The following is a 17,290-nucleotide window of genomic DNA, read 5'->3' on the forward strand; positions in this document are numbered from 1 at the left end:
AAAGCCAATTTTGTAAAAAATCGCAGATACTTGTTTCACTTTCTGGAGTTTGAAAGGAAAAGGAAATGTCTGTATTTGTACTCTTTGCACTGACCGTGCTTCCCCTGATTTTTACGCCTGGACCCGATATGTTATTTATCCTGTCTCAAGTAATGGGTAAAGATGCAAAAGCAGGCATGATGGCGACTGTCGGTGTGTGTTGTGGTTATCTGGTACATTCGATTCTGGTCGCACTCGGAATTGCCGCGATTATTGTGTCCTTTCCGGTGCTGTTTGAAACGATTCGCTGGCTCGGAATTGCTTATCTGCTGTATCTGGCCTTTGGCCTGTTCAAGTCAGTATTCAGTAAAAGTGTGCTGAACATTGAGAAAAAGACATCAGCTAATCCGATTCAAAAAGGTTTTTTTACTGCGTTATTAAACCCGAAAGGCATGCTGATTTATTTTGCGATTTTGCCGCAGTTTATTGATAAATCGGCCAATACTGTCAGTCAAGGTTTGATTCTGTCCTTTATTTTTATTGGTCTGATTTTTGTGGTGTATTGTGGCTTAAGTATTTTGTTCAGCAAAATCAGCCAGAAAACCCAGATTGATGAACGTAAACAAAAATGGGTAGATGGAACTTCTGGTGGTTTATTGGCGCTTGCAGCAAGCTGGCTCATCATCAATTAAGCCCGATTCAAAAAAGCATACTTTTCACAGTATGCTTTTTTATGGTTAAAAGCATTTGAAAAAGAGATGACTTTCCTGGCGTATCTATAAGTGAGCGGGTTGCTTATTCAGTCAATTGGTCTTTTTAGTGGGCCAAATCCGTTTCAAAGAAGATTTCTGTCTAAAATGACAAATATGATTGTGGGTTCATCCTGCCAGTTTTGCTGCCAACTACTTTCATTTTATTTTGCGTACAGCTTTTCAATCAGAACTATTGATGTGACTAATCAAATAAAAAAATAATATAAATCAATGCTTAAATTTTAAGTAAATGTTTATACATTTCATTGTAATAAATGGATAACAATTAATTGTGAACGCATCGTTCAGGTAAATTTACGCATTTTTACAGCTCTTTGTTGAATTGTGACTTGACCGAAATGCCGTACACATTGCAAGATAGGGCACCTAAAAAAATTTAAGTGAAGAGTTACACTAACTTTTCTCAACATTTACATTTGCTAAAACAGCCGAGGATTACATGAAGGCTCTTGTTGCTGTAAAACGTGTGGTTGATGCCAACGTTAAAGTTCGTGTTAAACCGGACAACAGTGGTGTTGACTTAACCAACGTTAAAATGTCAATTAACCCATTCTGTGAAATCGCAGTGGAAGAAGCGGTTCGTTTAAAAGAAAAAGGAACTGTTTCAGAAATCATTGTTGTTTCTATTGGTCCTAAAGAAGCGCAAGAACAGATCCGTTCTGCAATGGCGCTTGGTGCTGACCGCGGTATTCTGGTTGAAGCTGATGACAGCCAGCTCGGTGCGCTAGAAATTGCTAAAATCCTGAAAGGTGTTGTTGAAGCTGAACAACCACAATTAATCCTTCTAGGTAAGCAAGCCATTGATGACGACTCTAATCAGGTTGGTCAGATGCTTGGCGCTCTAATGGGTGCGGGCCAAGGTACATTTGCTTCTGAAGTGAAAGTAGATGGCGACAAAGTACAAGTAACACGTGAAGTAGACGGTGGTTTACAAACTGTTGAACTTGCACTTCCAGCCATTATTACCACTGACTTGCGTTTGAACGAGCCACGTTATGCAGCGCTTCCAAACATCATGAAAGCGCGTAAAAAACCGCTTGATAACAAGTCGCCTGCAGATTTTGGTGTAACGACCACAACTAAACTGAAAACAGTAAAAGTTGAATCACCTGCAGAGCGTAAAGCTGGCGTACAAGTGAAGTCTGTAGACGAGCTTGTAGAAAAATTGAAAAACGAAGCGAAAGTGATCTAATACAGAAGGATAAAAATCATGAGTATTTTAGTTATCGCTGAGCACGACAACAAAGCATTAAACGCTGCTACTTTAAACGTTGTTGCTGCGGCGCAAAAAATCGGTGGTGATATCACTGTATTGGTTGCTGGTTCTGGCGCTCAAGCAGTTGCTGATCAAGCAGCGAAAGTTACGGGTGTAAGCAAAGTCGTACTTGCTGATGATGCTGCTTATGCAAACCAGCTGGCTGAAAACGTAGCGAAACTGGTTGCTGAATTAGGTAAAGGTTATAGCCATATTCTTGCTGCTTCGACTACCACTGGTAAAAACATTTTACCACGTGCAGCTGCGCTTCTTGATGTGAGCATGATTACGGACATCATCGCAGTCGATGGTCCTAAAACATTCAAGCGTCCGATCTATGCAGGCAACGCGATTGCAACTGTAGAGTCAGGCGAAAATGTCGTACTGGCAACTGTTCGTGGTACAGCATTTGATGCTGTTGCTGCTGAAGGCGGTTCTGCCTCTGTAGAAGCTGCGACTGTTGCTGGCGATGCAGGCATTTCTAAGTTTATCAACGAAGAAATCGTAAAGTCTGAGCGTCCTGAATTAACAGCTGCTCGCATCGTGGTGTCTGGTGGTCGTGGTGTGGGTTCTGGTGAGAACTATCACGCGATCCTTGATCCATTGGCGGACAAGCTTGGTGCTGCACAAGGTGCATCACGTGCTGCAGTAGATGCTGGCTTCGTTCCTAACGATATGCAGGTTGGTCAAACCGGTAAAATCGTTGCACCTGACCTGTACATCGCTGTCGGTATTTCTGGTGCAATTCAGCATTTGGCCGGTATGAAAGAATCTAAAGTGATCGTTGCGATCAACAAAGATGAAGAAGCGCCAATCAATGCAGTGGCTGACTACTGGTTAGTTGGTGACTTGAACACTGTTATTCCTGAATTGGTTTCTAAAATCTAATTCCTGAATACAGTTTAAAACGCCTCTTAGTCTCTGTACCAAGAGGCGTTTTTTATTGGAAAATTTTTAAAGATACTCGGCAGTCGAAACTAGAGTATGTGATTTGGATGAAAAGTGATAAAATCCTGCTTTGCTTTTTCTCCTGTTTTGATCATGTCCTTTTCCAGAACCGCTCATATCCTGTTTATTAGTTTCCTGCTGATTGCGCTCTATGTGAGTATTTGTGTGCATACTGCGTTGAATGCACCGCTGTCAGTAACCCAGTATTTATTCAGTGAGTCGGGCGCTTTTGAAGTGCTTAGTCCTTGGCTATGGTACTTGCTGGCCATGCTGTGTCTGCTAAATACTGAAATTAAACTGAATACCCGGATATTTACCGCTGCTGCTGCGATATTGTTGGGCTTCAGGGAAATGGACTTTCATAAGCGACTGTTTGACGACAGCTTTATTAAAACCAATTTCTATCGCAGTGCTGAAATTCCGCTCATGGACAAGCTGCTGGGCTTTATTTTATTGCTCGGCATTATTTTTGTCTTTCTGGTACTGGCAAAAAATTGGTAAACACCATACGCAGCATGAAAGATTCTTTGAATATTGCGCATTTTTTTATCTTCCTGACCATTGCCTGTGGCGGACTGAGCAAGGTTCTGGATCGCACGACGTCAACCCTCAGGGAGGAATTCAATATTCAGCTCATACCACATACGCAGGTCATGATCATGACCATTGAGGAAGGGGTGGAGATGCTATTGCCGATTCTATTGATTGTGGCGGTGCTGACTTATCGCAAGGTACTGAATCAAGCGCATTAAAAGACAGATTAAATCTAAGGAAGATGCCTATTTGTGTGTGCATCTTTTTTTTGCACTGCTGTTTTTATGTATATTTCGGGTGCGAAAAAATATGGATGTGGTGCACTTGTTTTTGACGCTGAAATAACAGGAAAATGACCACTAAAATGAAGATAATTAACAAGGTTAAGCTGAATATTTCGACACAAAAATACAAGTGTTTATGCTATAATTTAGGGCTGTATTTTAGTTTTTAACTCAGTCGTTTGAGTTAATGATTTTGCTAGTTTTACGACATATAAATACAAGCCAAAACTGGCTTGTAGAATAAGGAGTATGCATGAGCGTATCGGAAATTAGACCGATTGCCATTGAGGATGAACTTAAAAGCTCATATCTCGATTATGCGATGAGCGTGATTGTGTCACGTGCATTGCCCGATGTACGAGATGGTTTAAAACCTGTTCATCGTCGTGTGCTTTTCGCAATGCACGAATTAGGCAATGACTATAACAAAGCTTATAAAAAGTCTGCACGTGTCGTCGGTGACGTGATCGGTAAATATCACCCGCATGGTGACTTTGCTGTATACGAAACCATTGTACGTATGGCACAAGATTTCAGTTTGCGTTACCAGTTGGTCGATGGTCAGGGTAACTTTGGTTCGGTCGATGGCGACAGCGCAGCAGCGATGCGTTATACCGAAGTGCGTATGCGTAAACTGACCCACGAACTCTTGGCGGATCTTGAAAAAGATACCGTCGAGTGGGAAGACAACTACGATGGCTCTGAGCGTATTCCTCAGGTGATGCCCACCCGTGTACCGAACTTATTGGTTAATGGTGTAACCGGTATTGCGGTGGGTATGGCGACCAATATGGCGCCGCATAACATGACTGAAGTTGTGAATGCGTGTCTGGCCTATGCCAATGATCCCCAGATCAGCATCGAAGGGTTGATGGAACACATTTCTGGTCCGGACTTCCCGACAGGCGGTATTATTTACGGTAAATCGGGCATCGTGGATGCCTACCGTACCGGTAAAGGCCGTTTACACATCCGTGGCAAGTATCACTTCGAAGAAGATCCGAAGAATGGCCGTACCACGATCGTGTTTACGGAAATTCCATATCAGGTCAATAAAGCAAAAACCATTGAACGTATTGCTGAACTGGTTAAAGAGAAAAAACTGGAAGGTATTTCCGAGCTGCGTGACGAGTCGGACAAAGACGGTATGCGTATCGCGATTGACTTGAAACGTGGCGAAAACGCCGAAGTAATCGTGAACAACCTGTTCCAGAACACGCAACTTGAAAACTCTTTCAGCATCAACATGGTCTGCCTGGATAATGGCCAGCCTAAACTGATGAACCTGAAAGATATTATTGCAGCGTTTATCCGTCACCGTCAGGAAGTGGTAACGCGCCGTACCATGTTCGAATTACGCAAAGCGCGTGAACGTGGTCATATCTTGGAAGGTTTAACCGTTGCTCTGGCGAATATTGATGCCATCATCGAAACTATCAAGAGTTCTGCAAACCCGGCTGAAGCACGTGAGCGTTTGCAGGCAGGTGAGTGGACAGGTGGCGGTGTATTGGCATTGCTAGAAAAAGCTGGCTCAGTTTCTGTACGTCCGGATGAGATTGAAGGTGAAGACCCAAGTCGTCCGTTTGGTCTGGATGGCGATATTTATCGTCTGTCACCCACCCAAGTCAATGCGATTATGGAACTGCGTCTGCATCGTTTAACCGGTCTTGAACAAGACAAGTTACATGCTGAATATAGTGAAATTCTGGCGCAAATTGCTGAACTGACTGCAATTTTAAATGACTTTAATCTGTTGATGAACGTAATTCGTGAAGAATTGGCTTTGATTCTTCAGCAATATGGTGATGCACGTAAAACCTCGATTGTTGAATCACGTATCGATTTCTCTCGTGAAGATCTGATTCCTGAAGAGCAAATGGTGCTGACGGTTTCAAAAACAGGTTATGCGAAAACTCAACCATTGTCTGACTACGCCGCACAGCGTCGTGGTGGTCGTGGCAAGTCTGCAACCAGCATGAAAGAAGACGATTACATTCAACATCTGATTGTGACGTCAAGTCATGCGACGGTACTTTGCTTTACCAACGTTGGTAAAGTCTATCGTCTGAAAGTGTATGAAGTGCCACAAGCATCACGTGGTGCCAAAGGTCGCCCAATGGTGAACTTGTTGCCATTAGACGAAAACGAGACCATTACCGCAATTTTACCGGTGATTGATGCACCGAAGAAATTCAAAGAACGTCTGGCGGACTTCAAAGCCTTCGTAAAAGCCAATGCTGCACAACTGCAAAGCAATGAAGTGATTAATGGTCACTTTACGGCACTTGAAGCGGCACTTGCTGAATCTGAAGAGGGTGCGGATGATATTTCTGATGCACTTCGTGTTCAATTGAAAGAGCTAGGTTTAGAACTTTCAACGACCGATCTTGATGATGACATCATCAATGATTTTGCACAGCAGGCTGAAGCGGTTCGTAAAAACTTCTATGTGTTTATGGCGACTGAATACGGTACGATTAAACGTGTAGAACTTGAACAGTTCTCGAATGTGCGTTCAAACGGTTTACGTGCGATTGAACTGAATGGCGATGACACTTTAATTGGTGTTGCGATTACTGACGGCGAACAGCAAATCATGTTGTTCTCGAACGAAGGTAAAGCCATTCGCTTTGCAGAAACTGATGTACGTTCAATGGGTCGTTCAGCCAAAGGTGTGCGCGGTATGCGCGTGACCATCGGTGCAGCAGCCTTGCTGGAAGAAAGCGAAGAAACTGAGATCGAGTCTGATGATGAAGATGCTGCAGATTCAGCATTGATCAGCCGGATTGTATCTTTAGTTGTTGTCCCTGAAACTGGCGAAGTATTGTGTGCTTCTGAAAATGGTTATGGTAAACGTACCCCGGTGGATGACTTCCCAACCAAGAAACGTGGCGGTAAGGGTGTGATTGCACTCAAGACCTCAGAACGTAATGGTCAGTTGGTCGGTGCAGTAGCGATTGATGCATCTAAAGAGCTGATGTTAATTTCCGATGGCGGTACTTTGGTTCGTACCCGTGCCTCTGAAGTGGCTCAAACCGGTCGTAATGCACAAGGTGTTCGTCTGATCCGTCTCGGTAATGAAGAGTTACTGGTTGGTGTGGTTTCAGTTGAAGCTGTTGAAGAAGATGAGTTTGTTGAAGCGATTGAAGGTGAAGAATCTTTAGTAGCAGAAACAGATGTAGCGACTGAAACAGATGCAGTAGCTGAACATGTTGAAAAAGATGGTGAAAACTCAGTAGAAGAATAAGTGTTCTATTGATAAAAAGGGCGCTTCGGCGTCCTTTTTTATAAATCTTGACTGAATGAAGGTAAGCGATGAAAACCCAATCAATGTTGTTAGCGGCAGCAGTTGCATTAAGTGGCTGTAACTCAATGGACAATATCCCAAACCCAAGTCCTGAGCAGGAACAGGCAGCACAGCTGGCCTATGAGGATTTGCGTGATGGGAAGTATGACGAGTTTCTGGATCAGCTAGAGCCGCAATTGCAAACACAGTTTAAGGACAACGAAAAGCTGATGAAACGCTTTTCACGTTCAATTCCGCAAGGTGAGTACAAGTCTAAAACTTTAATGACCAAGCAGATTGAAGAAGCAACCAACCAGCCTGGCCAATATAAGATCAGCTATGAAATTGCCTATCCAAATAATCTGGTGCAGTATGATGTCAGTTTCGACCAGCCGAATGGTAGCAACAAGATTCGTAATTTTAATATTCAGGTCTTTGGCGAATCTTAATCCATAAGTTGATGACAGCATAAATCCAATGCTTTATCTGCTTTGACTCACTTGAATCAAACGTCGATAAGCCAAGAAAAAACATAAACTGCCTATCAGCCCCAGATATATCAGTTTAGGCAAAATCAGTGCGGTCGGTACACCCATCTGATTCAGTTGAATAAACATCTGCACCATTTGGGTAGAAGGCAGTATCTCAGCGATCACTTGCATCCAGATGGGCATAGCTGCATGTGGCCAGGCAGCACCGGATAAAAAAAATAGAGGGATAGAAGTAAAAACAATTACATGTCCAGCGCGTTCCGGCATATCCAGAAAACTGGCAAATAGGCAGGTGATTCCAATCACAGTGTAAACGAAAACCGGCACAGCCAGCAGCATGCCGAATAGGTTACCCCCTCGCGGATAATCAAATAACCAAAAGGTAAATCCAAATAAATAAAAACAACCCAGACAGCCAATGCTCAATATCGCTAAACATAGCCCAATCAACGCATTTGAGTTTAACTGCACTTTTCTTTCGCGGTACACCAGAATCAGCATATTCAAACCTAAAAAAATGGTCTGATGAATGATGAGAGGGGCGACCGCAGGAAAGACATAACTACCATAGCCGGAGAGCGGATTAAACAATGGAATCTGATGCACTGATAGGGCAGGAGAAAAATCTGAAACCTGGCCAAAACGTTCAGCATAGTCTGCCAAGGTCTGCTCAAGAGAGGTCGCTAAACCGATCCCCATCTGTTTGGTGACTAAAAAATTGGCAGCACTTAAGTACAGTCCTATTCCACCCGTTTCACCATGCCTTAACGTTTGCGATAAATTGTCCGGTAGCAGCAAAATCCCATCCGCTTGTTGCGATTCAACCCATGTTTTGGCTTCGGCGAAATTGCTGGTAATCGCCTTGATTTCAACATCCGGGCTTTGACGGACTTGGCCAATAATCCGCGCGCTCAAGTGACTTTGTTCTGCATCAACAATAATAATCGGTAAGGCTTCGGCTTGCTGTGCCTGATAAGCAAAGGGATAAAAGAAGCTATAAAACACCACTGATAAAATCAGCGTGGTAAAGATAGCGCCGTGGCTGGCAATATCTTTAAAGCTGCGCAGATAATAAAACCAAAGGGATTTCATCAGGCCGCTCCTTTGGCTATTTTCTTGAGAAAAATATAGGCTAGCAGTGCGTACACCACCACATAGGCCAGCAAGATCCATACAGCTTGCAGTGAGATCTGCACTGGACTGCCAATTATCCATTGTTCAGTTTGTAATTTGGCATAAGGAGTAAAGGGGATAATATTGGCCCAAAACTGGGTGAATAGGGGCGCATTATTTAAGGGTAAAGTCACCCCGGCAAAGCTTAACGATGATCCACCATATACAGCAATCAAGCCGAAAGATTTACTTAAATCTTGGGTGGCCAGCACCACCGCAGCGCTTAAAAATGCATAGGCGCTATACAGCAGCAATTGTGCCAATAAAATCAGACCAAGCGAACCGGCAACAAACCAGCCGCGAATTTCAATCATCCAAAACATCCACGCCCAAGTCCATAGACTAAAAATAGCCACATAGACCAGATTTTTAGACACTAAAGCCATCCAGATGGATGAGTTGCTAATCCAGCTTGTTAAGGTCTGCCGCTTCAGTTCCTGACCGACGGAAAATGCCACACAACAACACAGCAGTAAATGCAGAACTGCGAGAATGACATAAGGTTCTAGATATAACTCATAATTCAATTGCGGATTATACAAAGGTGAGATCTTGATCTGTGGTATCGGTGCTTGGATATAGGGCAGTCGATTCACCAGATAGTGCTGTTCAGTAAACTCAGCTAGGGCTTGTAAGGTACTCACCAGCATGGCTGAAGAAATTGTATTGCCGATACTGAAATAACTCTGGTTAAAGGCAATGCTAATTTCTGCATCCTGAGCACGAACAAAACGTTGTTCGGCACCATTTGGAATATGGATATAACCCCAAATTTTATTTTCATTCAGTAGGTGTTCAACTTCAGCGACTTGCTGGGATACCGTTTCAATTTTAAGGGTATGATTGAGCGAGACATGTTGATAGATGCTTCGGCTGAGCGCACTTCGGTCTTGATCAATAATGGCAATGGGTAAATGAGTAGGCTTGCCCTGCGCAAACATGCTGCTGAATAAAATAATTACCAGAGCGGGTGCCAGCGTAACCAGGCACAGATCCCATTTTTCTCGGAGCAAATAGCGTAGTTCGCGCCATATACCCAGCCACATTAGGGTGTCTCTTTAAGTTTAAATAATACGCTCATACCGACTTTCAGTTCAGGCATGGTTTGTGTCGGTAGCAAATGCAGTTTAAAACTTCTGACATCATAGCCGCCAGTTTGGCGGGTGGTTTTAATGGTGGCAAATTCACCTTCAGCGCTAATACTTTTGATCTGAAAACTGGCTGTTTGATCCAAGGCTGGAATATAACCTTGAATGCTTTCTAATTTTTGAAATGGAGCATACTGGTCTTCGCGAATATTCAGGCTTACCCACATCTTCTCTTCAATCAGGCTGACCACGGGCACTGCGGTTGCGACCAACTCAGATATTTTGCCATAAGTTTTAGACACTATTCCATTGACGGGGGCCAGCAATTCGGTTTCTGCTTCTAGCGCATTGGCTTCGTTTAGAGCAGCCTGGGCAATGTCTACTTGTGCATCGGCTGAACTCTTTTGCTGCGGGGTGCTGCCCCGCTTGGCACGTGCATATTGCTGATAGGCGGCCTCAGTCATTTCTAGCGCAGATTGACTGGCTGCATACAGTTCATCACGGCGCTGACGTGAAATCACACCTTCCTTAAATAGATTTTCCCCACGCTGATAAGATACTGTGGCGAGATTTTGCTGTGCTTTTAGCGATTGCCAGTTGGCATACAGACTCGCGACATTTTCTTCCTGCGAGCCACGTTCAGCTGTGGACTGTAAGGCCAAAGCCGATTGTAAAGCTGCTGTAGCTTGCTGTTTTTTGGCTGCAATTTCCGGGCTATTTAAGCGAACCAGAACATCGCCTTTTTTAACTCGCTGACCTTCTTCCACATAGATTTCTTCAATCCGGCTTGGCACTTTGGTGGCCACCTGAATCGTTTCAGCCTCGACACGACCTTGCAATTCAATCGGCGTCGGTTGATAGCTTTTCCATAATCCAAAAATAATCACGGCCAGCAGAATAGGCAGCAACGCCAGCAGTAGATATTTTTTCTTTTTGGAGATTTCAGGAGGCTGCTCATCGGTCGAGGTCGTCGCGTGATTTTCCTCTAGCGTTGCTGATTGGGTCTGTGGAGCGGGAGAGCTTTCTGTTTCGGTAGATGAAACCGCTTCATTCACAGGATCATTGGGTTTTTGATCGTCGTTCATGTTCGGCTCCATTAGCGAATATAGTGAGTATTGGTGTGTTGAATATAATTGGGAAATTCGGTAATCGAGCCATGGCTTTGTAACAGGGTGGCCAGTGACATCACATATTTATAGGCATTCAAGGCAGTTTCGGCTCGTAGCCCGCTAAGCATGTTTTGGGCATCAATGACCTGTGTTGCTGTTCCGATATCCTCTTTAAAGGACAACTCTTGAATGCGTAAATTTTCCTGCGCAGCCTTTAGATTTTGTTCCAACAGAGCATGACTTTGCTGTGCACTCAAGGCTTCGCTATAAGATTTATAAATCAGGTTTTCAATCTCTTGCTGGGTACGTGAGGTGAGCAGTTCTGTGGCATAGCGTTTGAGCTCGGCCGCCTGAATATTTTTGTTTTTATCAATTCCGGAAAACAGGTTATAGCGTGCGGCAACCCCGACAATCCAGTTTTGATTCTGATCCAAACTATATTCACCAAAAGCAAAGACATTGGGTTTTTTTGCTGCTTGCTGAGCTTTGACATTGGCTTGTGCTAATTGGGTATCTAGCTGCATTTTTTGAATCAGCGCAGAGTTTTGACTAAAGGTTTTCAGTAGTTGATTTAAAGCCTGTGGCTCGGTCTGATTGACAAATAAAGGTGTCGACAGTTCAGTGATACTGCTTTGTTGCAGCAGATTATTCAGTTGAAATAGACTGGCATTTAAATTGGTTTGCATATTTTGCTGACTGCGCTCGGCATTATTACGCGCCACTTCAAACTGCATGCGCTGGCCTTTGCTAATAAAACCTTGCTGTTCCATTTTTAAGGCATTGCGATAATGCTGTTGCATGGCATTCAGATTAAATACTGCTGCTGCATGGAGTTGCTTTTGCAGTTGCACATTAAAATAACTTTGAATCAGTTCGAAACGCTGCGTGTCTTGTTGCTGTTGATTACTGAGCTGACTGCGACCGACCTGAAGATTGGCAATCTCCTTGGCGCTATGAGTCAAACCACCGGTATAAAGCGGCATCATCATGGACACGGTAGGACGAATCACTTGATCTTCGAGTACGACCTTGGAGGTATCGGGAATTAAGCCTACACCGTCATGAATCGGTTGTTGTAAACCTTCTTTTAAAGGATTGGCAATATTCTCAGCTAAATTAAACTCATCAATTTTATTATTTAAGCCATTGGTGAGAGATTGCTCCAGGTTGTTTTTAAGAGCACCCAAAGGAATATCTAATTCATTATGAAAGGCATAAGCACGCACATTCAGATCGACACGTGGTAATCCCAAACCTTTTACCGCTTCAGCTTCAAGTTTCGAGGCTTGTTCCAAGCTTTGATAGGCCTGACTGCTGTAAGAAGACTGCAATAACTGTTTTTCGGCGTCTTGAAAACTCAAAGTCTGGGCGTATAGACTCTGGCTATTCAACCATAGGCCTGACAATAATCCACATCCCAAAAATAATTTACTTTTATAGTTCGTCATATTCATGCAAGCAGATGGCCAAAGTGAAGAATAAGTTGATTTGTGTACATTATAAATCAGTGGTTTGCAGCTCAGTAAGGGGCATGGTTGTAGTATTGTTTATTTTACATCTGTCTAGCATCAAGGACGCTTGCGCGTCCTGACTAATTTAGGGCGGTTCTTTTGAAATTTTCATCATTCATGCAAAAATCTAAACAATCTTTTAAAATCCCTACGGCTCTATAAATATGCTCCGGTTTATCCAGATAAATTTGTCCATTATTTAACACTTCTAGACCCGCTCTATTTAATTCAAGTTTATGTCTCTCATCAATGGGAACAATAAATTGAACAGTAGGACGTTTTCGGTTCACATCATAGCGGAATAACCATCTATTATTTTTACTTTGATACAGAATGGAATAATAGCTCTCCGTATCTTTTCCGGTGAGTTCATGGTCTGGGAAAAGTTCATGGATAATGTTTTGTAAGCTTTGTTCATCTACCGTGGTAACAATTCTTTGATTCTCAGGATTTATAATGTCTCGTTGAAGATTTGAGGGAGTCGGTTTTTCTGAAACTTCATCAGTCCTTAATTCAGTTTGTTGCTCAATGGGTTGTGCTGTAATGATGGTGGGTGCAGATAAGCCTTTTAAAACTGTATCGCTAATTGCACGTTCGACTGCTTGTTTAACGAAGGGTTGAATTGATTCAAGGAATTTTGTATTGAGCTGTCTTGGAATATTGGCTTGCTAAGCAACATAACGTACAAAATCAATATCGACTTCATTAATTGATTTTTTGATTACCGCTTTAAACTGTTGGATATACTGATTCTCTTCGGCAAAAAATCGTAATTTTTCTACATGGAAATTATCATGTTTGAATTCTGCTAATTGCGTCAGTTCTTCGGCTTGATGTTTAGTGAAATCAACAACCAGAAAAGGTTTTTCATCCATAATATTTGGATTAATGAGGTCAGTGAAAAAACGCCATTCACGTCCATTGGTAATGACGCCAATGGTCACTCCCAGAGTAGAGTTAAAATATCGGGAGAGTTGTGGTGCGTAATTTGTTAAATTACTTGCATAAGATTTGGCTTCAATAAACATAACCGGTTGACCATTACAATATAGGGCGTAGTCAACGCGCTCTGTTGATTTGACACCAGGAAAATCAGCGGCAAACTCTGCCAGTACTTTCGTTGGATCATAAGGACTGAAGCCTAAAATATCCAGAAGTGGCAATATAAGTGCTTGTTTGGTGGTTTCTTCAGTTGAGCAATGCGCACCGACACGTTTAACATGCTCAATATGTAATTTGAGGCGATTAATAAAGTTATCCATTTTTTCCCTACTTATAATTTTTCAGATTATTTTTTAATCATTGTGAGTTCATCATAATAGTTTTATTTTTAAACTCAAACATTTAATAAAAATAGGCATAATAAGTTTAATTAACCCTATAAATGGTCAACTTATCTTGTGAATCTACATTGATTTTTTGACTGTAATTACAGTTCGAGATTGAAATAATTTTGTGCAAGACCTTGCCAGATATGGTTAAATGCCATCATTTTATTGTGTCTCACATAGATAAGGAAAACTCATGCGCGCGTACAACTTCTGTGCTGGTCCTGCTGCATTACCGACTGCCGTACTTGAAAAAGCTCAAGCTGAAATGCTTGACTGGCATGGCAAAGGTCTTTCGATCATGGAAATGAGCCACCGTAGTTCCGACTATGTGGCCGTGGCTGAAAAAGCGGAAGCAGACCTACGCAAACTCATGAATATTCCCGAGAACTACAAAGTATTGTTCTTGCAGGGTGGCGCATCCTTACAATTTTCGGCAATTCCATTGAACTTGCTGGGTAAAAATAACAAAGCGGACTATATCCATACCGGAATCTGGTCTGAAAAGGCATTGAAAGAAGCGCAACGCTATGGCGATATCAATGTCGTAGAAGCAGGTATCAAAATTGATGCTAAACACGCGATTAGTGCGCAAAGCGAATGGAAGCTGTCTGCCGATGCCGCCTATGTGCACTATGCAGACAACGAAACTATTGGTGGTCTGCAGTTTGCCTCTATTCCTGAAACAGATAAGCCCCTTGTTTGTGACTATTCGTCAAGCATTTTATCTGCGCCACTTGATGTATCAAAATTTGGTGTGATCTATGCAGGTGCGCAAAAGAATATCGGCCCAGCGGGTTTAACCCTGGTGATTATTCGTGAAGATTTACTGGATCAAGCCAAAGCTGAAATTCCAAGTATCTTAAAATACTCAGATCAAGCCAAAAATGGCTCTATGGTAAATACGCCGTCGACTTATGCATGGTACTTGTCTGGTCTGGTATTTGAATGGTTGCTGGAAAATGGTGGTGTAGAGGCCATGCATAAAGTGAACCTGGAAAAAGCCAATCTGCTTTATGGTTATATCGATCAAAGCGATTTTTATGCCAATCCAATCTTCAAAGAAAATCGTTCAATCATGAATGTGCCATTTACTTTGGCCAATGCAGATCTTGAAAAACAATTCCTGAAAGAAGCAGAAGCCCAGCATTTATTGAATCTTGCGGGTCACCGCTCTGTCGGTGGTATGCGTGCCAGTATTTATAATGCAGTGCCATTAGAGGGCGTACAAGCCTTGGTGAATTTTATGGATGACTTTGCAAAACGCAATGGTTAATCCCTGAAATGTAAAAACCCAGCATAGGCTGGGTTTTTTTATGCATTCGGTTATGTCAGGGAATTTAAAAAATAAAAGTATGCAGGGTAAAGCCGCAGATCAGCATTCCCAACATGAAAAAAAGGCATGACATCATATCAATATTATAGCGAGAGCTAAGATGATGCTCGACCTGGTCTAATGTTTCTTCTTGCACGATTTTCATAGATATTTATTGTCCGATCTATTTATCGTTAATACTATTTGTTGTGAGTATTTTTATCATAAAAAATTGATTAAATAAAGTACATTCTTGATTAAAGTTCATAAATTTTCATTTTATTTAAATATCAGCTTTGGATTTGTCTGAACTTATTCGTATGCGAAATCAAAGTCTTATTTTTACAAGATTTTTAGGATTCGATTGCATGTATAAAATGAATTCATGTGAATTTAACAATGTGGATAACTCGATTTTTTAAATGATTTAAATAGGTTATTAAGCTAGAAAAAATGGGTAAAAAATAATCAAAAAAATAAAATTAAAAACAGAAAATACGGATTAAACAAAGAAGATCCCCATCAAAAAGAAGACCTTCTTTGTTTATTTTAACTTAAGCCGATTTTCTATAAATATTGGCCTGAATCCACAGATTTCCACGAATATATTGACCAATCTGGAAATTTTTATGCTGCTCATTCCGCGTTGCAATCCGGATCAAGGTGGCTGGTTGACCTTCATCATGAATCAGTGTGACATCATACAGGGTATAGTCCTGATCCATAAACTGCATGGCAGTTTTACCGACAATATTGCCCTGAAACCAGGCTTCATCTTCCTGGCCCATGGTTTCACCATAAAGATAAGCCACCATTTTAGAGAAATCTACAGTAACAGGTGCTTTATCTTCTTCTGACTGTGGCTGCCAGGCATCAATCTGTTCCTGCAAATTATCGGGTGCCACGCCTTGGTTGGCTGCCAGAATATCATTCAAGGCACGGTGATGCTTGATCGAAGCCGGATCATCCACCACCAGATGTTCATGGTCAGCCACTGCTTCAAGCTCATAGGCCCAACCATTCAGATTTACCACATAGGACTGGTCTTTTTCATAATGAGGATGATTGACGCTATACAGACTATCGAAAGCATAAATAATATTGTTGGCACCCAGATTCAGACGTAATACCGCCTGAGTATTGGATTTGCAGGAAATAATTCGGTCGATGGTCGCTTTGACCTGATAAGGACTGTCAAAGCAGGGGAATGCAGTTTTTACGGCCTGTGGCTTATTATTTTCTATGGCGATCACTTGGCTCAATTGCACTGCAGCTTTACTCGGCCCCTGAATCAGCCAGGTATTTTCATCCATATCACATTCTTGTGTGCAAATGCCCATCGGCATAATAGGCGCATCAAGAGCTTTGCCTAACCACTGTGGCACATCTGTACCTGGATTCTCGGTGAGTAATGTCCAGTGTTCGACGTGACTACCGAAATTCTGATCATCAATGGTGATGATCTCTGGGCTATTCTGATTTTTCATATGCACAATTGATCTTGGATGACTTATTTATAGTTAATCGAGGGTCATTGCGATTTTTCAAGTCAATCGAATGAATTTTCAAATTAAATGCAGTCAATTTTTTTTCTAGACTGAATCACAGTTACGGCTCAAATCAAATAGATTCAAAAAAACATGAGCGACAGCAGCGATGAAAATGCAACGATTTAATCATCAACCTGATCCTCTCAATTTGCTAGAATACCCAGGATTTATACCTTAATGGGAAACCCTGTGTTGCCATTCAAACTTTGGGTCGATGCTGATGCATTACCCCGTATTTTAAGAGATGTGATTATCCGTGCGTCGGATCGCTATCAGTTGGAAGTGACTTTTGTGGCCAATCAGTCGGTGGGCATTACGCCTTCAGTCCGGATTAATTCAATTCAGGTGATGAGTGGCGCTGATGCTGCAGATAAAGAGATTATTCTGCGCATGAAAGAGCATGATATTGTCATGACCCAAGATATTCCCCTGGCGGCAGAAGTGATTGAAAAGGGCGGGATTGCCATTCATCCACGCGGTGAAGTGTATACCACGGCCAATGTCAAAGCACGTTTACATCTAAGAGACTTTATGGATAGTTTGCGTGGTGCCGGTGTACAAACGGGTGGGCCACCTCCGATTTCAGAGCGGGATAAGCGTGAATTTTCAAGCGCACTGGATCAAACCATTCAAAAACAAAAACGTAAAACATCTGCACTTTAAGAG

Annotated in this window: 14 protein-coding genes and 1 pseudogene; 9 read left to right on the top strand and 6 right to left on the bottom strand. The window is 42.3% G+C overall.

Features of this window, described 5'->3' with window-relative positions; translation table 11 throughout:
* Nucleotides 1–65 precede the first annotated feature (65 nt).
* The 7 genes from FTV30_RS03000 (at nucleotide 66) to FTV30_RS03025 (ending at nucleotide 7,508) form a co-directional block, all read left to right on the top strand.
* Complete coding sequence (locus tag FTV30_RS03000; RefSeq protein ID WP_100329074.1) at nucleotides 66–671, top strand: LysE family translocator; 606 nt, start codon at nucleotides 66–68, stop codon at nucleotides 669–671.
* Nucleotides 672–1,191: 520 nt separating this feature from the next.
* Entirely contained in the window at nucleotides 1,192–1,944 is a 753-nt protein-coding gene (locus FTV30_RS03005) for an electron transfer flavoprotein subunit beta/FixA family protein (protein WP_005097655.1), read from the top strand.
* Between the two features lie 18 nt (nucleotides 1,945–1,962).
* Complete coding sequence (locus FTV30_RS03010; RefSeq protein WP_005169982.1) at nucleotides 1,963–2,895, top strand: FAD-binding protein; 933 nt, start codon at nucleotides 1,963–1,965, stop codon at nucleotides 2,893–2,895.
* 153 nt (nucleotides 2,896–3,048) lie between these two features.
* Nucleotides 3,049–3,456, top strand: coding sequence for a hypothetical protein (locus FTV30_RS16480; RefSeq protein ID WP_257228891.1), 408 nt, complete (start codon nucleotides 3,049–3,051; stop codon nucleotides 3,454–3,456).
* Nucleotides 3,457–3,470: 14 nt separating this feature from the next.
* The gene (locus tag FTV30_RS16485; RefSeq protein ID WP_257228892.1) at nucleotides 3,471–3,707 is read left to right on the top strand and encodes a hypothetical protein; all 237 of its coding nucleotides are present in this window, start codon (nucleotides 3,471–3,473) and stop codon (nucleotides 3,705–3,707) included.
* Nucleotides 3,708–4,026: 319 nt separating this feature from the next.
* Nucleotides 4,027–7,020: a DNA gyrase subunit A gene (gyrA, locus tag FTV30_RS03020; RefSeq protein WP_180000979.1), complete on the top strand. Its 2,994-nt coding sequence runs from the start codon at nucleotides 4,027–4,029 to the stop codon at nucleotides 7,018–7,020.
* A gap of 68 nt (nucleotides 7,021–7,088) precedes the next feature.
* Nucleotides 7,089–7,508 carry a hypothetical protein gene (locus FTV30_RS03025; protein WP_005097650.1) on the top strand — a complete coding sequence of 140 codons (420 nt, stop codon included), beginning with the start codon at nucleotides 7,089–7,091 and terminating at the stop codon, nucleotides 7,506–7,508.
* 33 nt (nucleotides 7,509–7,541) lie between these two features.
* Here the strand turns inward: FTV30_RS03025 and FTV30_RS03030 are convergent, their stop codons facing one another.
* From FTV30_RS03030 to FTV30_RS03050, 5 genes and pseudogenes are all read right to left on the bottom strand, one after another.
* On the bottom strand, nucleotides 7,542–8,642 hold the full coding sequence (locus FTV30_RS03030) for an ABC transporter permease (RefSeq protein WP_180000980.1): 1,101 nt from the start codon (nucleotides 8,640–8,642) through the stop codon (nucleotides 7,542–7,544).
* The gene (locus FTV30_RS03035) at nucleotides 8,642–9,769 is read right to left on the bottom strand and encodes an ABC transporter permease (protein ID WP_100534849.1); all 1,128 of its coding nucleotides are present in this window, start codon (nucleotides 9,767–9,769) and stop codon (nucleotides 8,642–8,644) included. Before FTV30_RS03035 ends, FTV30_RS03030 begins: the two co-directional genes overlap by 1 nt.
* Entirely contained in the window at nucleotides 9,769–10,896 is a 1,128-nt protein-coding gene (locus tag FTV30_RS03040) for an HlyD family secretion protein (protein ID WP_180000981.1), read from the bottom strand. The genes FTV30_RS03035 and FTV30_RS03040 overlap by 1 nt, the downstream gene beginning before the upstream one ends.
* 11 nt (nucleotides 10,897–10,907) lie before the next feature.
* Nucleotides 10,908–12,374: a TolC family protein gene (locus FTV30_RS03045; protein ID WP_180000982.1), complete on the bottom strand. Its 1,467-nt coding sequence runs from the start codon at nucleotides 12,372–12,374 to the stop codon at nucleotides 10,908–10,910.
* 137 nt (nucleotides 12,375–12,511) lie between these two features.
* Nucleotides 12,512–13,693: pseudogene (locus tag FTV30_RS03050) on the bottom strand (type I restriction endonuclease).
* A gap of 262 nt (nucleotides 13,694–13,955) precedes the next feature.
* Here FTV30_RS03050 and serC point away from each other — a divergent pair.
* A complete protein-coding gene (gene serC / locus FTV30_RS03055; protein ID WP_100355607.1) occupies nucleotides 13,956–15,035 on the top strand; it encodes a 3-phosphoserine/phosphohydroxythreonine transaminase in 1,080 nt (359 codons plus the stop codon).
* A 593-nt stretch (nucleotides 15,036–15,628) separates the two neighbouring features.
* Here serC and FTV30_RS03060 read toward each other — a convergent pair.
* The gene (locus FTV30_RS03060) at nucleotides 15,629–16,561 is read right to left on the bottom strand and encodes a hypothetical protein (protein WP_180000983.1); all 933 of its coding nucleotides are present in this window, start codon (nucleotides 16,559–16,561) and stop codon (nucleotides 15,629–15,631) included.
* A 240-nt stretch (nucleotides 16,562–16,801) separates the two neighbouring features.
* Between FTV30_RS03060 and FTV30_RS03065 the strand changes: the two genes are divergently transcribed.
* On the top strand, nucleotides 16,802–17,287 hold the full coding sequence (locus FTV30_RS03065) for a YaiI/YqxD family protein (protein WP_005097638.1): 486 nt from the start codon (nucleotides 16,802–16,804) through the stop codon (nucleotides 17,285–17,287).
* Nucleotides 17,288–17,290 lie beyond the last annotated feature (3 nt).

This window comes from Acinetobacter sp. YH12255 (genome assembly GCF_013417355.1).
Lineage (GTDB): Bacteria > Pseudomonadota > Gammaproteobacteria > Pseudomonadales > Moraxellaceae > Acinetobacter > Acinetobacter pseudolwoffii.